The 19269-nt window shown below is 35.9% G+C and carries 16 protein-coding genes and 1 pseudogene; all 17 read right to left on the bottom strand.

Annotated elements, in window-relative coordinates:
• Positions 1-1903 (bottom strand): DNA topoisomerase (locus CQZ94_RS26065; protein WP_105587803.1); only part of this gene is annotated, 1903 nt, incomplete at its 3' end.
• A 15-nt stretch (positions 1904-1918) separates the two neighbouring features.
• Complete coding sequence (locus tag CQZ94_RS31970; RefSeq protein WP_002187831.1) at positions 1919-2053, bottom strand: hypothetical protein; 135 nt, start codon at positions 2051-2053, stop codon at positions 1919-1921.
• A 157-nt stretch (positions 2054-2210) separates the two neighbouring features.
• Positions 2211-5108, bottom strand: a complete 2898-nt coding sequence (locus CQZ94_RS26060; protein WP_105587801.1) for an LPD25 domain-containing protein — start codon at positions 5106-5108, stop codon at positions 2211-2213.
• A complete protein-coding gene (locus CQZ94_RS26055) occupies positions 5101-5376 on the bottom strand; it encodes a hypothetical protein (RefSeq protein WP_105587800.1) in 276 nt (91 codons plus the stop codon). Before CQZ94_RS26055 ends, CQZ94_RS26060 begins: the two co-directional genes overlap by 8 nt.
• A 42-nt stretch (positions 5377-5418) precedes the next feature.
• The gene (locus CQZ94_RS26050) at positions 5419-5856 is read right to left on the bottom strand and encodes a hypothetical protein (RefSeq protein ID WP_105587798.1); all 438 of its coding nucleotides are present in this window, start codon (positions 5854-5856) and stop codon (positions 5419-5421) included.
• A gap of 3 nt (positions 5857-5859) precedes the next feature.
• Positions 5860-7050: a MobP2 family relaxase gene (gene mobP2 / locus CQZ94_RS26045; protein ID WP_105587797.1), complete on the bottom strand. Its 1191-nt coding sequence runs from the start codon at positions 7048-7050 to the stop codon at positions 5860-5862.
• Entirely contained in the window at positions 7043-7303 is a 261-nt protein-coding gene (locus tag CQZ94_RS26040; RefSeq protein WP_002187839.1) for a hypothetical protein, read from the bottom strand. The genes mobP2 and CQZ94_RS26040 overlap by 8 nt, the downstream gene beginning before the upstream one ends.
• A 259-nt stretch (positions 7304-7562) precedes the next feature.
• Complete coding sequence (locus tag CQZ94_RS26035; RefSeq protein ID WP_105587795.1) at positions 7563-8459, bottom strand: hypothetical protein; 897 nt, start codon at positions 8457-8459, stop codon at positions 7563-7565.
• Positions 8460-8480: 21 nt separating this feature from the next.
• A complete protein-coding gene (locus CQZ94_RS26030; protein WP_105587793.1) occupies positions 8481-9059 on the bottom strand; it encodes a MerR family transcriptional regulator in 579 nt (192 codons plus the stop codon).
• A gap of 27 nt (positions 9060-9086) precedes the next feature.
• Positions 9087-10220, bottom strand: a complete 1134-nt coding sequence (locus CQZ94_RS26025) for a bifunctional lytic transglycosylase/C40 family peptidase (RefSeq protein ID WP_105587775.1) — start codon at positions 10218-10220, stop codon at positions 9087-9089.
• Positions 10221-10224: 4 nt separating this feature from the next.
• Positions 10225-12192 (bottom strand): VirB4 family type IV secretion system protein, encoded by a 1968-nt coding sequence (locus tag CQZ94_RS26020; protein ID WP_105587773.1) that lies wholly within the window; start codon positions 12190-12192, stop codon positions 10225-10227.
• A gap of 15 nt (positions 12193-12207) precedes the next feature.
• Complete coding sequence (locus CQZ94_RS26015; RefSeq protein ID WP_002193603.1) at positions 12208-13020, bottom strand: hypothetical protein; 813 nt, start codon at positions 13018-13020, stop codon at positions 12208-12210.
• Between the two features lie 14 nt (positions 13021-13034).
• Positions 13035-13322 carry a DUF5592 family protein gene (locus CQZ94_RS26010; RefSeq protein ID WP_002130425.1) on the bottom strand — a complete coding sequence of 96 codons (288 nt, stop codon included), beginning with the start codon at positions 13320-13322 and terminating at the stop codon, positions 13035-13037.
• A gap of 47 nt (positions 13323-13369) precedes the next feature.
• A complete protein-coding gene (locus CQZ94_RS26005) occupies positions 13370-15967 on the bottom strand; it encodes a pLS20_p028 family conjugation system transmembrane protein (RefSeq protein WP_105587772.1) in 2598 nt (865 codons plus the stop codon).
• Positions 15968-15990: 23 nt separating this feature from the next.
• Positions 15991-16200, bottom strand: a complete 210-nt coding sequence (locus tag CQZ94_RS26000) for a hypothetical protein (protein ID WP_002191975.1) — start codon at positions 16198-16200, stop codon at positions 15991-15993.
• Positions 16201-16257: 57 nt separating this feature from the next.
• A complete protein-coding gene (locus CQZ94_RS25995) occupies positions 16258-18828 on the bottom strand; it encodes a VirD4-like conjugal transfer protein, CD1115 family (protein ID WP_105587771.1) in 2571 nt (856 codons plus the stop codon).
• Positions 18829-18846: 18 nt separating this feature from the next.
• Positions 18847-19269 (bottom strand): annotated as a pseudogene (locus CQZ94_RS31540) (hypothetical protein); the annotation flags it as partial.

The raw sequence follows: 19269 nt of genomic DNA, 5'->3' as shown, positions 1-19269 counted from the left end.
AATTACCTTTATGAAGGATTTTTCCTTTTCTACAAGGGCATTTGCACACCTCAATCTGCTGATTCCAGGTATTAATAATGCTATCCGACACTTTATCATCCATTGCGCCTAATTGTTCCACCGTATCTTTTACAAACGTATTTGTTTTCTCTACAAATTCCTCATATTTCATTTCTTTCTTTTCGATCATGTAGATCATCCCTTCCATTTCAGCCGTATAAGATGGATTTTTGATTTCATCTACCGGAAAAGCATCTATAAACGCACGACCAATATTAGTGGTTTGAATCTGATTGTTGGTAACATCAATATAGCTTCTCTCTAACAGTTTCGGAATAAACGTTTCTTCCGTTGCGACTGTCCCAATCCGTTTTCCTTTCATGAGTTCTTTCAAATGTTCATCATCCAATTTACGTCCTGCCGTCTCCATAAAGGTTAAAATGGAACTTTCCGTATGAAAGGCTGGTTTCTTAGTTCGAGACTCAATCAAGTCATACTGAACGATTCTGAAAGAATCTCCTTCTCGTAAAATAGGTATCTGAAATGCTTCAACTGATCCCTCTTCTATATCCTCTTGAAACACACTGAGAAACCCTTTCTCTTGTAGGATCTTTTCTTTTGTACTGTATGTGTTGCCCTCTTGATCTATAAAATGTACTTCTCTTACCAGGTAGATTGCTGGTTTCATAAAATTCCCGATAAATCGTTTTACAATTAAGTCATATAACTGTTTTTCTAATGGATTTCGGTTGGTCCCGACATATAATTTTGTTGTTGAGATGATGGCAAAGTGACTACTGACTAATTCATCATTAAATGTAGTGTGTTTTTTTGTAATAGAAGATGGGATTACTTGTTGTACGAGATTTGCATAGGAGCTTTTTTCTAATGCTGCCATTACTTCTTTCACTCGTTCCACTTGTTCTGTAGGTAAGTGCCTGGATGAAGAACGAGGATAAGTAATAAAGCCTTCTTCATACAAACTCTGAATATGTTTTTTTGCTGTTTCTGCATTTATCTTCATCTTAGCGTGAGCATCTTTGTAGATATCCGTTAAGTTATATAATAATTTTGGTTTCTTTTTTCTCGTACTTTCTTTAAATTCCGTTACGATTACATTCGTTTCTTTCAAGCTATCTCCAAGCCTTTGTAGTGGCGATGGATCTATCAGTTGCTCTTCTGTTTTCATTACTGGTGATAAACCGTTTTCCGTTAATAGCTTCAAATTGTAGTAGGTTTGTTCTTTATAGTTTTGAATTGCGATTTCCCTTTGACGGATTTCATTCAAGATACACATTTGAACACGACCAGAAGCCAATAAGAATTGGTTTCTGGCTAGTTTTGATGTACAGCCCCTTGTAACATTAATTCCTAGAATATAGTCCAGATACTGCCTTGCTTTAGCGGATTGTGCAAGCCCTTCATAATCTGCTCCTGGTTCTAATCGGTTCAAGGCTCCCTCTAGTTCTGCGGCTTCATAAGAAGAGATAAATAGGCGTGATTCTCGCTTGTTCACACCTGCATATTCATATAATTCACGATAGATAAGCTCACCCTCTCTATCTGCATCACAGGAGTTGACCACATGATCTACATCGGGACGATTTAACAACTTAACTAATATTTGAATTTGTTCGAGACTATCCGATTTCTCTTTATATTCCGGCTCTAAAATAATGGGTAAGTGATCAAATTTAAATTCTTTGTATCTTTCATCCATCTCTTCTGGATGTTTTAACTCTAATAAATGCCCACGGCACCAACTAATAATGTAATTTTCATTTTCATAGTAGCCATAATACGGTTTACTACCTTGATGCTTTTGTGAGTTTCTAAATCTAGGTGATTTTAATAATTCAACAGCTACCTTCGGCTTTTCAGCAATAAATAATGTTTTTCCCATACGTAGTACCTCCTATTAATCTATAATTTCAGTTTTACGCTTCCATTTCATGTTTTTCCGCTTTTTTATCATTCTGTGACCAAATAATAGCAACATGTTCAAAAAGACTGCTACAAGGAACATACAGCCCGCAAATAGCCATACATTCATGACATTCACTCCTTTCGTTCTATAAACAAGAAAGAGGGCTTTTACTTTTACTTTTACTTTTACCCTCTTTCATTTTTAGATATAAAAAAATCACTCTCCGTTATCTCAATTGAGTAACAAAAAATGATTTAATCTGGTGTTCCTGCTATAAAATTTTTCATCGTTCCATTTCCATTGTTTCTCTTTTTCTACTTGATTTCTTTGTAGCCTTCGACTGCTCTACATTACCAGGCTCTGGCTCCTTATCTTTTTCTTTACTATTCGTTTGTTTTCCGTTCAATGGCTGAAATTTTTTATCAAACTCCATTTCCTTTGAAGTTGTAGACTGATTCATCGTTATTCCTTCTTTCCCAAGCTTCTCATCCACTTGGTTTTCTAATTTCACAACGTGTTCCTGGCTTACCAGCTCATTATCAATCGAAACATATTTCGTTGTATAATACCGTTCTTCAGCTTTTACACGAGTGACAATACTATCAATATTATCTGGTGTTTCTTCATATTGTGAACGTCTGTATGCTTCGAATTTTCGGCTTAAATCCTTATCTAACGTAGTTGGCTCCTTTTCTTTTAAAGGCTGAATTTGTTGATCTAGAGAAGCAATAGGTGCATATCCCTCCGTCTTCATTTCTTTATATAATTCCACTTCTTTTTCATTAAATGAGTAATCTTTTTGTGCCTCCGCTTTATCAACTAAGAGTCCATATCGTTCATCTTTTACGATTTCATCTAGACTCATATTTGCATCTTTTTCATAAACAACAAATGACAAGTTTCCTCTTCCATCAAAGATAGAACTTTGAACCTTTTCATATAAATCTGGTTTCAAAATGTTATCTAAATAGACATTTTCTCGGTTCCCGTTATTTTCCATTAGGGAAACATATAAATCGTCCCGATCTGTTTTATCTTGATTCCATACAGACAAATAATTTATATCTTTCGTAACAGCATCCATCATATGGATTCTTGCAAGTTCTTCATCTTGCATACCGTTTGCTAATACTTCAATTGTAACTAAGTGATTGGGTGTCTCTTTCGATTTTTCTAATGTACTTTCCTGTGCTTTTTCCATCGGTATTTCTTTGTTATTTCTATGATTCACTACCTCATCTCGTAACGATTGTTTCACTACATCCGATAGATACCTTTTCTCGTTTAATACTTGTTCATACGGTGTCTTGTAGTCCCCATCTCCCATATTCATACGATCCATACTAACAAGCTCCATTCTCCCAAAATCCCTATCCACTTCTTTTGGAATGGCAATATGATAACGAGCTTGATCGTAAGGGATGGTTTGACCTCTTTCTTTAGCTTCTTCTCTTGCTTTTTCAATACTTGAAATGACTTCAGCCATTTTTTCATTGGCTTCTCCAAATGGGATCAGTTGATTATTTTTAAAACTTTCGTTGTCGCTCCATTGAACTAACATAGTAGGACGATTAATTTCATCCTGATTTAGTGCTGCATACTTTTCTTGATTCACCTCGTTAAATGCTTCAATAAATTCTTTATCACTCAATTTTTCTGCACCTTCTACAGGCTCAAACGCTCGATTTTTATCTGCTTGTTCTCTTAAATGGTTAACAGAAACGAGTTCGTGTGTCGTGTTACTTAAACTCATGTATTCCACTAGTAAAATATTTTTTTCACTTTCATTCTGTTCTCCATTTTCATTTTGCTTTTCATTTTCTTTTATTTTAGCCGCTTCATATTTTTCTGTATTAAATAAAATAGCGTATCGATCATCTTGTTCTAACTCACTTAAAGTAATAAGCATATCTTCTTCACGTACAGTAAATGATTGACTTTCGTTTCCATCAAGGAGAGTATCTTTTACTTTTTCATAAACATCTCCTTTAAAAATATGTTCAATATTAGAAACGTCCCTTTCGCCATTATAAAATTCATCACGGTCTAATACACCCGGATCATAAATTGCCATATGATAAGCTTCTTTGGTTTCTGCATCCACCATGTGTAATTTTGCAAATTCACCGTCTTTTATATCCTTATCTAATATTTCAACTGTCACTACATGCTCTTTTCCATTATCAGACACTTGTTTTGACATATTATCTACTCCCTTTTCATTAGTTTTTTCTTTTTCCTTTTCTAACGTATTTTCAATTGTTTCAATAAATTCAATCGAAGTTTCATGTACTTCTTTCAACAACTTGGTTTTATCTTTCATTTCTTTTCCTTGTGTCCAGCTCGCTAAATATCCTAACGAATATTCGCTTGTATCAATCCCAAAATAAGAAGAAACGGCATAAGCTGTCATTTCTGCTTGAAACTCTTTTTCTGGTGCTGTGTAATTCATATGTGTCTCTGCTGTATGAAGTTTGGCATGCGCCAATTCGTGAAGAAGTGTTTTTACATTTTGTAATTCACTGTTTCTAGGATTCAAAGCAACCTCTTTTGTTAAGGTGTAACTAACTCCCTTTGCGACCCCAAGTTCTTGCTTCGGCTCAATAATTTTTACACCATTTTTTTCCGCAATGGCTTCCATTCCTTTATACAAACTCTGGTAGTCTGTAACGCTCCCTTCTAGCCAACGATTCGGAAAAATACGAGGTAGATCTTCCGCTTTTGCGTTTGTTTGAGACAAGTCAAACACATGACCGACAGCAAAATATAAGCGACCAGGTATCACTTCTACGCTTTTAGATTCAATTTGTTTCTTCTCTTCCTCATTTGCTTTAGTTACTGTTTTCCAAGTGCCTTCTTTGTTTTTAAATTTTGCTACAGTTCTGTTTGGAACAAGGATCTGGATTCCTTTCTCACCCTTCTTAACCGCAAACCCTTTTTCTTTCCAAAAAGAAAAGGAACCAACTGCCCTGGCTCCTTCAAATTGACTCTGTATTAATGAAATATTAGATGGTGAATAGTGATAAAACTTTGCCATAAACGATAAATAATCTTTCATATCTCCTGGTGTACGAAAATAGCCTTCTATGCTTTTTTCCATCTTTTTTGTTAAAGCTTGCACCGCTTCTTTCTTTTCTTCCGGTGATTTCGTTTGATACTTTTTCTTATAATTTTTACTCATGATCTTCTCCTACTCTTTCACTTGCTCTTTGCAATTCCTCCATGTCTTCTTCATTCCATCTTTCAGTTGTATCAAAGAAAAGCGCATGTGTTTTTAGGTTAACCGGAACTAACATATTCTCTTGATTCATAACATGAACTGCAAGTTCTTCCTCTTGTTCTCGTGTAATTTTGATTGTTAGTTCTTCATCTTTTACAAGTAAAACGAGTTCACCTTCTCCAATTTCTTTAATAACTCCTAATGCAATATCTTCATGAAATAACAACATCCTAATAACCTCCTATTTTTTTATAAAAAAGAACAATGTAGATTATGTTACATTGTTCTTTGATGCCTCATGATCTAAACGTTTTTGTCTTGCATGACTAATTCGTTCTTCCACAGTTTTCTTTGCCATCTTCACACTTTCCATCTCCTGTTTATCAGTCGTAATAATGCTATCTACACCCTCTAAAAAGAAATATCCATTCAATAACTCAATTAAAATTTGCGTATTTCTATCCGCACTATTTGCACCAAGACGTATTTTTGTTAACTCACTTTTCAATACATCGTGTAGATTTTTTGACACAATTTCAGAGACATAATTCAATGACCATTCAGTATTTTTGGATGCTTGATGTTCCATACAAATTTTAGATATGGCATCACCAGGATGTGTAATATTATTTTCCTCCATATACTCTTGAACATAATGATGGACGTTTTCACTCAATGATAACTTCATTCGTACCTTTTCATTCCCCATAATCTAACCCCTTTCGTTTTCATATGCATTTTCCCTTTGCATCCGCTCATAATACTTTTGGTTTTTCCAACTTTCATATTCACTTTTAAAAGCACGCTCCACTTTCTTCATGGAATACTGTATAGATACATTCTGTTGAAATTTTTGAAACGGCTTTGATTTTTTCATGTGATGGATTCTCTTTTGTTCTTTATCGTATGCCTTCATTTCTTGTAAAAAAGCGTTCCCCATTCTTTTATACAGGTCATTGATTTTATTCGTCTTATAATTTTCATATTGCTTCTTATCATACTTGCCTTCTCCGTATGCTTCTTTAAAAACTTGCACTTCTTTATCTAACTTTTGGAGAAACTGATCGTAATCTTTTTTATGATGATGTTGAATATATCGCCTGCTTAATTCATCAATTTCCGGCTTCAATGGCTGAATGGTATTGTAACTATATTGCCACTGTCTTTTATCACTTGGTAACTGTTTATAGATTTGTAAAAACAATGGTTTCAAATGTTGATTGCGCCAATCAAAAACGGAATCTTCTTTTTTACTTCCAACCATGTTGTTTCGAATCAAATCATTAATTTGTTTTTGTTCCTGCGTACGATCTAACAGATTATTTACAACTTTTCCCCTCATCGCATCCAATGTTTTTGGTTTTCTTTTTCCACGTTCTCTCGTTGGAAATGGTTCAACAGTTGCCACATGAATATGAATGTTATCCGTATTAAAATGAATGGCTGCCGACCAGGTAGAACTTTTTTCTAATCCCTCCCTTTTTTGCATTTCCTTCATCGCAAGCCGTGTCACATCCATTAACTTTTTTTCATCTAATGTTTTTGTTTTCTCATCATAAATGCCTTGTTCCTCTAGCCAAGGATTATGAAAAGAAATGACATCTTGCCACATAATACTTCCATTTTCGTGAGCGGTTTTAAACATTTCCTTTAAGGACTTTTTTTCACTTTCTGTTAAACGATTTGCGTGTTCCGTAAATAGTGCCGATGTCTTTTCTGGATTCCCCATATATTCTTGATACGTTTCAAACATTTTCGGATTGAGCTTCACTTCACTTTTTGCTTCTTCCCGATCTACATACTCAATATAGTTCTGAAAGGCATCCGAACTTGGTAACACAAATTTTGTTTTTAATACAACACCTGGTGTGCTGGACGATTGAACAGGAACCCCATTACTCATTTTCATCATCCTGCATCATGATTTGAATAAACTCATTCATTTTTTTCATTTCGCTATAACAATCATTCATCATATGGATATTCTTTTGAATGATATTTTCTAATTCCATTTCTCTTTTATTTTGTTGCTGAAAAAATGCCAGCATTTCAATTTGGTCTTTCAAAAATTTCTGCCTGGATAATCCTTTCCTCTTTGCAATTTCATCTATTTTCTTTACGGCAATTGGATCTACTTCTCTAATTCTGATTTCCACTTTTCCCTCTCCTTTCTGCAATTGTGGGTAGAGATCAAAAAATAGTGAGAAGAGCATAAGGGGTTTTTGTTCCCACCTATGGTGTGAAGCTAGGCGGAGCCTAGCAAAACGATGGGAACAAGGAAAGAAGTTGAATGTCCCCATTACTTCCCCATATTTTCCGTTAATGTCCCCATCACGTCCCTTTATTTTTCCTCAATGTCCCTTCCGTGTCCCCTTGTTTTCCCTCAATGTCCCCACCATGTCCCTATGTCTTTTTTCAGTTTTTATTAATTTCTAGTGCCTTTTGCTCTAATTTTTTGATCTTATCTCGTGCAATTTTTTGTTCCCCTTTAAACAATTCAACGTTCTTTTCTGATGATTTTATTTTAGATTCTAAGGATGCTATTTTTGATTGTGTTTCTGTTTTTTCCGCTTCGGTTTGGTACTTCATTTCATCTTTTAGTTCTTTTACTTTTTCATAAACTGTCTTCGCATTTTCTTCTTCAAGCTTGATTGCTTTCTCATAATTTTTGATCTTTGTTTCAATATCTTTTTTGTCTATTTCTATAAAATCTAGCTCATATGTTTTTTTATCTTCAGCTAACAATTCATCATTTGCTTTTGTTTTTCTTTGATCGGTAAAAATCGTCTGAACAAGTTTATTGGGACTCTTTGTACTTGTATTTTCTTCTTCGTATTCGTTAACATCTTGTGTAAACTTCCGAATATCCATTTGTTCATTTTCACTGTTTTTATTGTAAATATCTAAAGCTAAAGCTCCCCAATTTGGAGATAATTCTTTGACTTCTATCACGTAATTTCCGTTCTCTTCATACAACACTTTGACAGGTAATTGAACACCTGGCTTTCCTTTTTCTTGTGCCTTAAACGTAAATCCTGTTTCCTCATATCCTTCTATTCGAAATCGAATTTCTATGAAGTTTTTATGTGGATTATATTCCCTTTGCTCTACAATCAATTTTCCCATCCCCGACAACTTGATTACTTTATTTGTTTCCGTATGGAATAGTTTTTCATCGTTCGGCATGTAAATTTTAGATATCAAGAAAGCGAAAAAACCGATAAATAGAAAGCTGATAATTGCTAGGTAGATCCACGACTTATTTCTTCTCAAATTAATTCTTTCACTCTTCTTACTGATTGCACCTATCACATTCTCACCCCACCTTTTTCGTTATACAACTTTCACATTTAACTCTTCCACACTTATAACTCGCCATGTTTCCTTTTCTTTTTTTATGATGATTCGCAACACATTGTTTACTTTTTCTTCTCGATTTTGCGTTGAATCTGTCGTGACATTTATAAATTCAGCTAACACATTTACTTCTTCTTTATCGGGTTCATGTTCTTGTAAATAAAACTTCATTTCTATTGGTTTCGTTTTATAGGTATCTCCTAATTCGTATTTATCAGTGGGATAGAATTGTTGCAAAAGTTCTTCACTCATAATGGATTTTGCTTTTTCTTTTCGTTCACTGTACCCTTCTTTTTCTCGATGAAATGATAATTGTATAAACGTTTCGGCTGTCGATAAATACGCCCTTCTCTGTTGTTCCTGTGCGGAAGGAAGCACCTTATCCAGTCGTTTTTTTAAGTCTTCATTTTGTTTTGTTAGTAATTCATTTGAAAGTTTTAACTGTTTTTCTTTGCCATCACTCATTGATTTTTTGCTCAAATAGATATTAAAAGCTGTCACACCTACAACTAAAATGACAAACACAATAAACAAAGATTTTCGTTTATCTTTCATTCTTTCAGTCTCCTATTCTTTCGGTTTTTAAAACCTTCTTACATGACCAGAAAAGACTTTTTTCCAATACGGATTATTTAAATCTTCAATGGAAACACCTTTATTCGTTTGGCATCCAATGAAAGTATTTTTATCAATTACAATGCCAACGTGTCCGTCATGTTTGTAGGTATCAAAGAAAATAACGTCACCCGGTTTCATATCATTTACCGATACTTTTGTACCGATTTTATTTAATGTTTCCGTGCTTACAGCTCCCATTGGACTAACATTCATCCCTACTTGCTCGAATGCCCAACGTACAAAACTTGAACAATCAAATATCCCTCTTGCAATGTCATTTGTATTACGTCCTCCACCAAATACATACGTAGAACGCCCTATCCATTGACGACCTACATCAGCAACTTTTGAACCGCTACTTCCTCCACTTCCTGGATTTCCTCCTCCACCAGAAACGACAGAACCTGGTTGATAATATTTCAAAACGGCATCAACATAAAGCGCGTCGCCATAGCACGCGGAGTAGGGTATCATCTCTGGCCTTACACAACGATACATGCCCGTATGTTTCACTTTTTGATATTGTTGTTGTGAAAATTTAATAGCTAATTCTTTCGTATACTTGCCACCATTTGCACCAATAAAGTCAAAAAATCCTGTCCCGAAATTGTAAGCTTGAAGTGCTGTTTTGATATGGTCCATGTCTCCTGGACTCGTTACTCCGGCTCTTTCTATCGCATGTTTAAACTCCTGTACACCAGCCCAAATAGAATAGTCAGGATCTGTAATACAGTTTGGTGATTTACAATATTTCGTATTAAATGCCCCTTCAGAACTCTGCATCGGATCACTACCACGCCCTCCGCTTTCTTGCATCATTTGGGCAAGCATTAAAGCGACAAAGGGTTCCACGCCAAACTCTTTCGCATACTTACGAATCGTAGGTTCCCATTTCAAAACTTCGGGCGATACATTCATCACTTGCCCTTCACCTGTATACGTAATGTCACCCGTGTCTGTTCCTGTTCCACTATCACTTCCCATTGCTGCAATGAAAATACTAACGACTCCAAGTAAAAGAAAAGAAAAAAGACCCATCACAATTAACGCTAAAGTGATGAGCCATTTCTTTGGTATGATCTTTAAAACCAGATGCATGGTATTAAGCACCTCCCCCGAATAACATCAATTCTTCATCTGTTACTTCTACATGAAAGTGAATGTTTTTTACAGCTCCAATACTTAAAATGACATCCCCTGTTGGTAAATGTGGAATCGCTGCAATTTCACTTTCACTTAACTGTCCAGCAAAAACTTTTCGTAACATATCTAAACTGTTATTATCTTGTTGCATGATAAATTTGTACTGTGTAAGTTCAAATAGCTTTTTAATTTCATCAATCATTTCTTGTGAAGATCCTTCCGGTACAAAATCTCGAATCGTGTGACTTGCATATAAAAGCCCTGCAAAATATTTTCGATCTTCTCGGCTAAATTTAGTTAAAAATTGTAAAGCATGAGCGCTTTCTTTTTTCGTGTTTATGATATGATGCGCCTCGTCAATAATAATGAAATAACGAATTACATCTTCAAAAGCAAGTTGTTGTTTAGTATATGCCTCTAATTGTGGCGCACCATTGGATATCATTTCATCCCATATTAAATTAAAAACATTAAAAATTTGTGCTTGGAATACTTCCGGTTTAAAATTTGAAATGTTTCGTAAGGAAAACGATACAACTTGTTCTTTTTTAAAGTTTTCAATAGTGGAATGACCATCAAATAATTGTGCATATGCTTCTACTAAATTTACAAGATTTAATTCAATCAACTCTAAACGATGTTTTCTGCTTTCTCCTAAATGCTCATGGTGTTTTCTGCTTTCTCCTAAATTCTCATGGTGTTTTCTATTTTCTACATTCTCATATAATTCATCACGAACAAAAGATAAAAAGTTTGAGAAAATGGGATACTCATTTGGTTTTCTTGTTGTAATTTCATTTTTCGCTCCTTTTTCATCATTCCATAATCCCATTCGAATATATAATTTACGAAGCAAATTTTCATATTCTTTAATTTCATCATCTTTTGCTTCTGGCGCAATGAATCGATAAAAAATTGTCAGTTTAGATAGATGTTGAGTGAAACTAACTTCTTCAAGTTCTGCTGTCTTATATACTTGAAGTGGGTTAATTTGACCTTGCGAACCATCTAATGCAATTGTTTTCCCGTTCAGATCACGTACTGTTTCCTCGAATTCACCTACAATATCAAAAATACGAATAAAATGACCTTTACTTGCATAGTCTACTGATTTCTTTTTTAGTAATGTTGATTTTCCAGCACCAGGCTTTCCAATCATTACACCGTTATAAAACTTTCTTTGTTCGTCTTTATGAAAAATATCAAAAATAACATTTCCTTTTGTTTTCGTTGTTCCATAATACGTACCGTATGGATCATGCAAATAAGAGTAGTGAAATGGACACCCACCAGCCAAACTGACTGCCGGAATTTCTTTTCCCTTTCTTCGGTTCACATAATTTTTTTGTGTATCAAAGCTCGTTACGAGTGCATCCCATTCATACTCTTGTTCATTTAAAAAGACAGCTCCTCGAAAGTTATAAGACTCTAATGTTTCCATGATTTCTTTTACTTGTTTTTCTAACTCATCTAAAGTTCTGGCAGAAACATAGATACGGATATGAATACGTTTCATGACCTCACCTTGTTTCAAATCCGTATATAAAGCTTCCAGCTCTAAAAATTCATTTTTCGCATCAATTCGATCTATATTATCCTTTGCTGTATCATGCCGTACACTTTGTTCACTCATGGATTTATTAATCGATTCAACGACTTCTTTTCGATCATCACTCATTACATCTAATGTTGTAATCACATTTGGCATATTCATAATTTGTTCTAACCAAAAATCATTTACTTCTGTTGGATAGTCAAAAACATGAATACAAGTACCTAGTCCATCACCTGTTTGCACATAACTTTCTTTAAAGCTGATTCCCCCTTGTGGTTGAACTCTAGCCACTAAATAGGGGTTGTAACCTTTCTTCTTTTTTAGTTCTTCTTGTTTTTCTTTTTTAGATTTTTTACTTTTGAACGCAAACATATTGTTTCCCCCTTACTACCATATATTTTTCGTTCCTAATTTTGCATTTTGATTAAACAATTTAAACATAAGCTCCAACTTTTTCTCTTCATCCACCTCTAATAGCTCGGTAGAGCGTTTAATATATCGCTTTGCTGCATCCACACGTTCTTTTACGATTAATTCCGTTTCTCCGTAAATAAATAAGAAGGCTTCACGATTTGTTCTGCCCCATTCTAAAAACTGAAGTTCTTTTAACTTCTGATTTAAAATTCGTTCATACAAAGGACTGGTGCATTCTTTAATTTTCTTCTCCATGTATCGTTGTTGTTCGGTTGTTTGACATGGGAAGTTTAAAAAAACGAGTTTAATTGACTGTTTGTAGGCTTGATAAAAATACGCATGTGAGAAAATAACAAATGCTTGTTCATCGCTATTCTTAGAGAACATATCGTCACCTTCCACTTGAAGAATTTCTAAAAACTCTTCATTTTTCAACTCAAATATGCCGTCCTCCGTCATGTCTATAATTTGCATAATTTCCGCAATACTTTTCTTCACCTTTGGTGGTGCTTCTTTCTTTTTTCTAGAGAAAAATCCTAGAAGTTTCGGGTTTTTCTTTTTCAAAACATCTTTCTTTGGTTTTTCTTTTTTTTGTTTTTTTGCTTTATTTTCTGCCTTTGGTTTTTCTTCCTCTTTCTTTTTTGTGGGTACCACCTTAACAATATCTTTCGGCTCGGAAAGTGTTGTTTCTAACTGTTTTTCATTAAAACGAAATGCCTTTTTGATCGGTTTTTCTATTTGTTTTGGTTTCTCTTTTTCTACATCTTTTTCGCTGAATAACGCCATATGTGACCCCTCCCTTATTGATCGTTATCAATGGCACAATATGCACCTTTTCTTCTTAGCAATGTAATAATCAACACTTCATACATTCGTTTTTGAGGATTCGTACTTGGTCGCCATATCATGATAATTGCAATAGCTGCCATGAAAATAACAAATGGTAACTGAAAGGAATCATGTACGAAATTCCTAAGAATCATCGTTACAACTAATAAACCAATTAATAAAAAGAAGTCTATTAAATAAAGCACTTTATTAATCCGTAATTCTGTACTGATTTCCTTCGGAATCCGATAGCTTCTCATCGGAATTCCCTCCTTTTCGACAATAAAAAATAAGCGTACGATTACGCTTATTTTTTATCCGTATTATTTTTATTTTTGTTCACTATATCTCTCCAACCTTTACCTGTATTTTGACCCATCTGATAAAAACGCTTTGTATTTTGTACCGTTTCTGAATTATTGATTCGTTCTTGAACCCCTTTTACTGTTTGCTTAACAGAGGATGTAGTGGAGTTATAACCTTTTTTAACTGTATCCGTTGCATATTGTCCTAATGTACGTGTTTCATGACTACTACTTGCTGCCACTTCTTTATCACTTTCATAAGGAACACTTGGGCTACTATGTGTCACCGTTACGATATCGGCTGATGCCGGGCTACTTCCACTTGCTACTGATCTTGGCGATTCCACAGGTGCCGGGCTACTTCCACTTGCCACTGATCTTGGCGATTCCATTGGTGCCGGGCTTCCTCCGCTTGGTACTGGTCTTGATGCTTCTACTGGTGCTGGGCTACTTCCGCTTGATACTGGTCTTGATGCTTCTACTGGTGCCGGGCTTCCTCCGCTTGGTACTGGTCTTGATGTTTGACTTCCTTCACTTGCTCCTTGTCTTACCGCTCCGGCTGTTGGATTTCCTTCACTCGCCCCTTGTCTTACTGTTCCTGGTGTTTGACTTCCTTCACTTGTTCCTTGTCTTACTGTTCCCGGTGTTCGACTTCCTTCACTCGCTCCTTGTTTTACTCCTCCGGCTGTTGGATTTCCTTCACTTGCTCCTTGTCTTACTGTTCCGGCTGTTGGATTCCCTTCACTTGCTCCTTGTCTTACTGTTCCTGCCGTTGGATTTCCTTCACTTGCTCCTTGCCTTACCGCTCCGGCTGTTTGACTTCCTTCACTCGCTCCTTGCCTTACCGCTCCTGCTGTTTGACTTCCTTCACTCGCTCCTTGCCTTACCGCTCCTGCTGTTTGACTTCCTTCACTCGCTCCTTGCCTTACCGCTCCTGCTGTTTGACTTCCTTCACTCGCTCCTTGCCTTACCGCTCCTGCTGTTTGACTTCCTTCACTCGCTCCTTGCCTTACCGCTCCTGCTGTTTGACTTCCTTCACTCGCTCCATTTGCTTTTCCAGCTTCTTTCATTTCATCTTGAAGAATTGTTGTTCCCGATTCTTGCCCATTTGCTACCCCTGGGTTTTCATTCCCTTCTTTTTTCATATCTTCTTGAATAGATGGCGTACCACCATTCTTTTTATCTTCTTCCTTATTTAAGTTACCTTTTTCTTTTTCTTTATTTGCTAAATCATTACCATTTGCTTTCTTCTGATCCGCTTTTTTCATTTGATCTTGCAAGGACTCTTTATTTTCGGACTCATTTCCTTTTTTCAAACCACTTACGAGACCAGCCATGCCTCCTGTTGCCATCGCTGCCGCACTTGCTGTTTTAGCTGCTGCAACACCAGTTCCTTGCGCTGCACCTTTTGCCCCTTTTCCAATCATATTTCCTAGACCCTTCATTGGTTTTGAATTTGCAAGACCACCAATTCCTTTACCAAGTGCGAAACCACCTGCCAACATGCCCCAACTGCTCTTTAATCCAATATCTATCCCAAATAACCTTTCCACTACTGCTGGACCATCTAGAACTGCCATACTAAATGCGGCTAACGCAATAAGATACGGCACACCACTTAATTTGTCATGGAGAAACGCTGTTCCCATTATATATAGCTTCAAAGATAGGAAAATCATGATTGTTGCTACAAATATATTGAGTATATTTGATAAAACTGCTTTTAACTTTTGACCATTCGCTACATCGGCTGGTGCCAAAATATTGGCTAACAGGTAGTTAAAAGCCAACTCATAAAATAATCTAGCTAACTTAATACTTACCAATAACAATGTTACGCCTGTTATCAGTAAGGTAAAGAATATATTCCAAAAATTCCAATGCCAGCGATAATACTTTTCTGGAAAGAAATCAAACCAGCCATCTTTCAATTCTGCTAAAGAAGCGACCCCTAACCCATCCATTACCCTTTTATTTTTGAGGATATCTTGACCACCTTCAGATAACTCCTTATCCTTTGCAAACTCAAAGTCTTTATCTATTTTTTCCGTAATATCAATTTGCCTAATGTTTTTTTCTGGAATATGATTTTTCGGACTTAAATCTTCTTTCTTCTTCCATCCGTTTTGATCTATTACTGCGATATCAGTTATGTTTTTCTTAATAATTTCATCACTCAAAGAGCCTTTTTGTTCGGATTTTACAACCGCAATTGCATCATCTGTGAACTTATCAACCTTTGTCATACCAGTACTTAGCAAGCAAAGCACACACAAAGTAATGAAAATATTAATGATAATTTGAGAACGGTTCATTTGTTTGTTCATAATGAACATGTAGCCAATATATAAAAAAGATATGGCTAAAAGAACGACGAACACTGGATATAACATATCAACAAACTCTTGTATCTGCGGGGAATTAAAGAACCCTTTAATCCCTAGTATGGCATCTGTAACACCTTCTAAGGCATCTACAACTAAAGATAGGCCGACAATTAAGAACCATCCTATCCAGCGCAATACATAATTAACGATGTCCCCAACTTGAAGATAATCCGAGAACTCTTCTAAAACCTTTAAAATCTCTTCATCTTTCACTATTTATCCTCCTCTCTTGCTTACTACTGCCCTAATACTTCCTTTGCTGTCCAATTCACTCTTTCATTCAGTCTGTCAATACGAATAATCAATTTCCCTTTTTGTTCCCTATCTACTGAAAGGAAAAGAACCGCATCTTCTAGACCAAGAATGACCTCATTTTCTTCTGTTACAAATGGCGAGTAACTATCTAAAATCAATTGCATTTTATCCGTTATTGTCGGTAAGCACATTCCCTCTTCCTCCTTTAGTTTGGATTCAAAAAAGCACTCAATCATTTGAGTGCTTTTCTAACTCGTCACTTGTTCTTTTTCTTCTAAATCACGTAAGATTCGATTAATCTTATTTTCGACTGCTTGATAAACACTTTTGTCGATGTGGTCATTGTGAGCTAACATTTGAAATTCACTGTAAAACTCGCCCATTTCTTGATTTTCAACTTCATCTATTGATTTGCCTAACTGTGCTAAAAAAAACTTATCAACCAGTTTCAAAACCGCTAAATCAGATTCGAAAAATTCATTAACCGTTTTTTCTTTCCAATTTTCAATGGAGAGGGAATCAAACGGGCTATCTTCCTGCTGAAACGCCTCTTCGGGAATATCTTCATCAATTCCCATCACTGTTGGTTCTTCTATTGGTTGCGGTGTCTCTACTTGGGTAGAAGCTTCTTGTTCTGGTTCTGATGTTTCTTTCTCAATTTGTTCTTCCTTTCTTTCTCCTAGAAAATCTACAACGAGTGTTTTCGGATTTACATCATCATGTAGGGAATCAATATCTATATCTAAAATAGATTTATCTGTATCGAACTCTACTCCTAAGTACTCCCATCTGTATTTTAAGGCTGTTTCTTTCGTATTATAAATTGGTCGAGGTCTGATACGTTTTCGGTTATTATCCTGACGTTTTATAACACGAATAACGGCACTTTCTCCTTCTTTAAAATTCATAAGTTCATTTGATGTTAACAGTGGTCGTTGATCTAGACCTTCCGTTTTATTTTTATCAGTAGAAAGACCTTTTCCACTTCGGGAAGGTAGGTTAATTGTTTTATTCCCCAACTTTTTGGACACTTTTTCGGCTGTTTCTTGATCGTTTGTTAGAATGTAGATCGTATTCCCACAGTTTCCATCAATGGTATCTGCATCCTCACCATATTTATTTTTCAATTGTGCATATGCCTGGATCACAAGGTTAAAGCGAACATTTCTACCGAGACAAACCGTAATAATATTTGCCATTCCTTCAATACTCGGCATATTTCCAAACTCATCGAGGCAAAAAACCACCTCACGGTGACATTTCCCTCCACGAGCAAGGGATGCACCCTTGGCTAATATGAAATAGAGCTGTCTTACAAAAATAGAAGCAATGACATGATTTGAAGAATCAAAATCTGGTGTAATCATAAAAATAGCCACTGGTTTATCGAAATAATCCATTGTTATTACTTGTATATCTTCATTTTCTTCTACTACTTTAAATTCTGTCTGACCAGTCTTTTCATCTATTTTCGTAATAGAAATAGATGTTTTCTTTTTATCATTTCCCTTTTCATTAAATTGGATTGTATCCCCAACTTTTACTACTTGCTTAAAATCCAATGCAAAACGCCCTGTAATATCTGCTTTGATAGACTCCTTTGAGCCATCCGGAAATACAATTTCTACTCGTTTTCTAGATGTTACTTTTCCTTTTATCGTTTTTCCAAACCCTACACATTTTAAATCCACACTGTTTTTCGAAGTCATTTTTGCAATTTCATCGAACGTAAAGATAGAGAGTCCGTTCATTGTTTGGGTGAAGATTCCGCCTCGTGTCGTTCCTTTCGAGAAGTTTGAGGTTGCATATTGCATTTTCGCTACACTATCTGCTGGCAAACCTTCAAAGTATAAATCTAATGCATTTTGTGGATCTGCCTTTGGATCTACGATTACCTCTTTTGAACCAAGTTCTGATAACATATTTGCAACTGCATACATTGTGATTTTTTCTTCTGTACCTTCCGCAATGCATTTATCTGTAACTGCTAATATCATGGCGTTACACAAGCTCATAGCGCACTGTTGCCAAAAAGGATCTTTTACAGTTGGGTTGTAATATAAAGTGTGAGAGAGTGTTTTACATAATGCCTGTGCCGTTGAATAATCCCCATCTTTATAGGCATCTTTGACAAGCTGCAACAAGTTATAACTCATAGAATCAAGTGGGTTTAACAAATTTAAGACTTCAATGTGATACCCTCGTTTTTCCAAAGTTTCTTTTGAGGCACTAAATAGTTCGCCCTTGGGATCGTTCAGTATTAATGATGGTTTATGTTCCGCTCTAGAATAGACATCAATTGTAGGAAATACATAAGTTTCCCCTTTACCAGAGCGTGTTATACCAATGATTAAATTGTTTACCGGGCTATCATCAATAAATACCTTGTCACCTAGTCGAGAGATAACAACACCACCGCCACCTTTAAATGATTCCTCTCGATCTGGTACAGCTCGGTACTGCTTTTTCAACTCTTCAACTGTTATAAAGCGACTAGACCCTTTCTGATGATTATTTAAATTTTTAAAAGAAGATTTCAGTTTGTACACCGTTCTTGCAATGGTTCCAATCACTACAAGGAAAACAAGCAAGTAATAAATTGGATGTTCTGCAATTGGCATCCGAAAAAGAAATCCTACCTCCATATGAAATGGTTTTGGGTGTAATAAATCACTAAATGTTGTTTCTATCAGCTCTAAAGATAAGCTGAGTAAAAAATTAGCGATTAAAAACATTCCAACAAATAAAAAAGTACTCAATGGAATGAGTACTTTTTTTTCAGCTAACTTATATTTAATTGAGATTTTATCCTTATACATGGGTAAGCGAATCCCCCTTTAAACCGTTACATCTGATTTTGACTCTTGTTTATTTAATTCTGTTGGCTTCTCTGGATTTGTTGGTTTCTTCGGCTCTGTTTGTTTCTCTGGATCTACTGGCGGCTTTGGCTTCTCTGGATTCGTTGGTGGATCTATTGGTGGTTTCGGTTTCTCTGGATCCGTTGGCGGATCTACTGGCGGTTTCGGTTTCTCTGGATCCGTTGGCGGATCTACTGGTGGTTTCGGTTTCTCTGGATTCGTTGGTGGATCTACTGGTGGTTTCGGTTTCTCTGGATCCGTTGGTGGATCTACTGGCGGTTTCGGTTTCTCTGGATCCGTTGGTGGATCTACTGGCGGTTTCGGTTTCTCTGGATCCGTTGGTGGATCTACTGGCGGTTTCGGCTTTTCTGGATCCGTTGGTGGATCTACTGGCGGATCTAC

The organism is Bacillus sp. MYb209, assembly GCF_002975175.1.
In the GTDB taxonomy this organism is placed as follows: domain Bacteria; phylum Bacillota; class Bacilli; order Bacillales; family Bacillaceae_G; genus Bacillus_A.
The sequence above is the reverse complement of the archived record's forward strand: the minus strand, read 5'-3'. Positions and strand labels throughout refer to the sequence as shown.

Excerpts from the sequence above, each read along its gene's own strand:
- CQZ94_RS26025 (WP_105587775.1), bottom strand. The coding sequence starts at position 10,220 with ATGCATCTGGTTTTAAAGATCATACCAAAGAAATGGCTCATCACTTTA.
- CQZ94_RS26060 (WP_105587801.1), bottom strand. The coding sequence starts at position 5,108 with ATGAGTAAAAATTATAAGAAAAAGTATCAAACGAAATCACCGGAAGAA.
- CQZ94_RS26010 (WP_002130425.1), bottom strand. The coding sequence starts at position 13,322 with ATGAGAAGCTATCGGATTCCGAAGGAAATCAGTACAGAATTACGGATT.
- CQZ94_RS26020 (WP_105587773.1), bottom strand. The coding sequence starts at position 12,192 with ATGTTTGCGTTCAAAAGTAAAAAATCTAAAAAAGAAAAACAAGAAGAA.
- mobP2 (WP_105587797.1), bottom strand. The coding sequence starts at position 7,050 with ATGAGTAATGGGGTTCCTGTTCAATCGTCCAGCACACCAGGTGTTGTA.
- CQZ94_RS31970 (WP_002187831.1), bottom strand. The coding sequence starts at position 2,053 with ATGAATGTATGGCTATTTGCGGGCTGTATGTTCCTTGTAGCAGTCTTT.
- CQZ94_RS25995 (WP_105587771.1), bottom strand. The coding sequence starts at position 18,828 with ATGTATAAGGATAAAATCTCAATTAAATATAAGTTAGCTGAAAAAAAA.
- CQZ94_RS26055 (WP_105587800.1), bottom strand. The coding sequence starts at position 5,376 with ATGTTGTTATTTCATGAAGATATTGCATTAGGAGTTATTAAAGAAATT.
- CQZ94_RS26000 (WP_002191975.1), bottom strand. The coding sequence starts at position 16,200 with ATGTGCTTACCGACAATAACGGATAAAATGCAATTGATTTTAGATAGT.
- CQZ94_RS26050 (WP_105587798.1), bottom strand. The coding sequence starts at position 5,856 with ATGGGGAATGAAAAGGTACGAATGAAGTTATCATTGAGTGAAAACGTC.
- CQZ94_RS26015 (WP_002193603.1), bottom strand. The coding sequence starts at position 13,020 with ATGGCGTTATTCAGCGAAAAAGATGTAGAAAAAGAGAAACCAAAACAA.
- CQZ94_RS26030 (WP_105587793.1), bottom strand. The coding sequence starts at position 9,059 with ATGAAAGATAAACGAAAATCTTTGTTTATTGTGTTTGTCATTTTAGTT.